At 52.2% G+C, this 3056-nt stretch carries 3 protein-coding genes; 2 read left to right on the top strand and 1 reads right to left on the bottom strand.

What is annotated here, in order from left to right; genetic code table 11:
- Positions 1-361 precede the first annotated feature (361 nt).
- A complete protein-coding gene (locus tag ACOJTG_RS04700) occupies positions 362-1732 on the top strand; it encodes a S8 family peptidase (protein ID WP_420152756.1) in 1371 nt (456 codons plus the stop codon).
- A gap of 278 nt (positions 1733-2010) precedes the next feature.
- Positions 2011-2214 carry a S8 family serine peptidase gene (locus ACOJTG_RS04705; RefSeq protein WP_420152757.1) on the top strand — a complete coding sequence of 68 codons (204 nt, stop codon included), beginning with the start codon at positions 2011-2013 and terminating at the stop codon, positions 2212-2214.
- Here ACOJTG_RS04705 and ACOJTG_RS04710 read toward each other — a convergent pair.
- A partial coding sequence (locus ACOJTG_RS04710) for a BamA/TamA family outer membrane protein (RefSeq protein WP_420152758.1) occupies positions 2211-3056 on the bottom strand: 846 nt, incomplete at its 5' end. The two genes, ACOJTG_RS04705 and ACOJTG_RS04710, sit on opposite strands and share 4 nt — an antisense overlap.

Consider the following 3056-nt stretch of genomic DNA (forward strand, 5'->3'; position numbering starts at 1 on the left):
CAACGGTAAAGAAGACTGGCTGTTGTACCACGCCAACTCGGATTCTGATCAGGGTTGCGGAGGCAAACGCTCCCCACGGGCTCAGAAAATTACCTGGAATCGGGCGGGTATGCCCGTCTTTGGCGAACCCGTTGCCGAAGGGGTGCCGCTCCCGTATCCCGCTGGTAAATAGACTGGTATAGCTCAAAAAAGCGACGCTCTTGTGCAACGGGAGCGTCGCTTGTTTGTATGGTGTCCCCAATATTAGGGATTGATAAACAGGCCGCAAATGGAGCATTTTTACAACGTATTTCGGCCCTAAACGAGATACAGGGATACCGGCCCTGCTACCGGAAACGATCAACCTTCAACTTTTTTCACTATGTCAGATTATCAAAAAAACGCAAAGCCGGACCAGGAATTTACGGGTCGGTATCTGGTTATGTTTCCCGAAGGAACCGATACGCAGGCGGCCATGGCGAGCCTAACCGAAACGACGGGACTGAAAGTAGCTCATTCAGCGGATTTTCCGGATGAACTTGTGCAGGACTCCGATTTTGAGAAGAATGAAGCGATTTACCTCGATCAGATTGGCGTAGCCGTGGTCAATGCCGTGCCCGATCAGTTAAATCGCCTGTCGCTAACGGTTGCCGATGCCAGTCAGGCGGTGTTGATTGAACCCGAGCGGGTCGTGTACGCCATCAACGAGCTGACGGGCGAATACCTCAAGGGTTTCCGCGATGCTGTCGACACCTTACTGGAGCGTACCCAGCAAACGGAAAAATCCAACGGAGAAGCTTTTACGGCCGAACAGGAAGTACAGGCCACGGGCGTAACCTGGGGTTTACAGGCCGTGCGGGGTGTGCCGTCGCTCTTGTACCGTAGTTATAACGGGAGCGGGATCAAAGTGGCCGTACTGGATACGGGCATGGACTTGCAGCACCCTGATTTTGTGGGACGTAACATCGTGACGGCTTCATTTATCAACGGACAAACCGTTCAGGATGGCCACGGCCACGGTACCCACTGCATCGGTACCGCCTGCGGTCCACTTAATCCATCAGATCCGAATGTACCCCGGTATGGTCTGGCGTACAAGGCTACCATTTACGCCGGAAAAGTGCTCAGCAATGAAGGGTACGGTGGCGATGCGGGTATTCTGGCGGGGATCAACTGGGCTCTGGCCAACAAATGCGAAGTGATTAGTATGTCGCTGGGAGCAGGGACGCAGACGCAGGGGTACTCGCAGATCTTCGAAAACGTAGCGGCTAACGTACTCGCCAAAGGCACGCTGATTGTAGCGGCGGCGGGCAACGACAGCAACCGAAGTAATGGGGTGTACAATGCGGTGAGCCACCCGGCGAATTGCCCTTCGATTATGGCCGTAGGAGCCGTGGATAAAAACATGAAAATCGCCAATTTCTCGAACCGGGGCAAGTACGCTCCGTACGGAAACGTGGATATCGTAGCTCCGGGCGTGGAGGTGTTCTCGTCTACCAAGATGCCAACGAAATACGCTACTTGGCAGGGTACGAGCATGGCAACCCCCCACGTGGCGGGTATTGCGGCTTTCTATGCCCAGCAGAGCAAAGCCAATCGGGGCTATGCCTTGTGGAAGAAGCTGGTGAGTACGGCGAAACCACTGTCCATTCCAACGACCGATGCCGGAGCTGGACTGGTACAGGGCCCGCTGTCCCGACTGATTCTGAAACCCTGGCCGCTGGCCGTAAATGAAGAAGCATTGACCGACTAGCAATGGTGTGTTTTTTGTCTGTGTATAACCGCTCGGATGGGCGGTTATACCTTTTTTAGGTTTAAGGTTTGAAAGTTTTAGGTTTGAGAATGAGGCTTTAGATTTTAGTGTTGAGCGTAAGAAGTTTAGGTTTGAACGTGAGATAGGTTATGGACTATTAGGTTAATTATGTCTTTTCAGGTTTGAATAAAAGTTACTACGAGGCGATGGGGTGGGGCGTAAGTTTAGGTACAGAAGAATAACGAAAGAGAGAACCCCTTTAAACGATTGCTACGTCTATGAAAGAATACATTCTCTCCATCCAGCCCGGTCAGACTCAGGCACTGGAAGCCGCCATTCAAAAACTGAATGGTACTGTTACCCAAAAACTCAGTGAGATTAACGTATGGGTAGTAAGCCTTGACCCCCGTAACGCCGACGCCGTACGGCAATTGGCGGGGGTAGCGGGTTTGGAGGAAAGTCGTAAGATTGATCTGGCTTAGAAAGCCTCGCCCGTCATGATGTAAAAGCCGGGCCCTTCGTTGGTTAGACCCATGTCCATTCGCAGGAAAATATCTTTTTTCGGGAAAAGTAAGTACCGCAGACCCACGCCACCCGTATAGCGTACGAGTTTAAAGTTGAGTTCGCCCAACCGAGGGGCCACCATACCCGCTGACGCAAAAACGGTTCCGCCAATACGTCGGCTAAAGCTAAAAGGCAGCCAGCGGTGTTCTACCTGAGTGGCCAGGAGCTGGTCGTCGCGGTAGCGGCCCTGGTAATAGCCCCGCATGATCATATCCCCACCCAGCAGTGACTTTAAGTTGAATGGCACGTTCCCCGACATAAAGCTGCCGTACACCTGCCAGGCAAATACGTTTCGTTGATTGATAGGTCGATAGAGTCGGTTATCGAACGTAATGCCAAAAAAGTTCTCGCTACTACCCCAGGTTTTTCGGTAGGAGAGAAAGCCCAGTTCCGTGAACAATCCCTTCCGTACGTTTAGTACATTGTGCCGATTATCGTAAACAACCCCCAGTCCCAAACCTACATTGGTTGAACCTTCCGCACCCAGTGGCAAGGGGTACGCCTGTCCTTCACGGGGTTGCTGGAAGTCAGCATTGTACAGATGCTGAAAATCTACCTGTGGCCCAACAAAAAAATTGGGTACCACTTTTCGCAGTAATCGTTGCCTCGCAATGAGATACATGGCGTCCACAACGGCGGGATTATCCCCCGGCGTATCCGGACCGCTGCCGTAGTAGAGAAGCGGAAACCGCTGAAATCGCACGCGTCCCAGTAAAAACCATTTATCCTTATCGCCGTACATGGCATTATCGAGCCAGAT

It is taken from the genome of Siphonobacter sp. (assembly GCF_048595215.1).
Taxonomy (GTDB): domain Bacteria; phylum Bacteroidota; class Bacteroidia; order Cytophagales; family Spirosomataceae; genus Siphonobacter.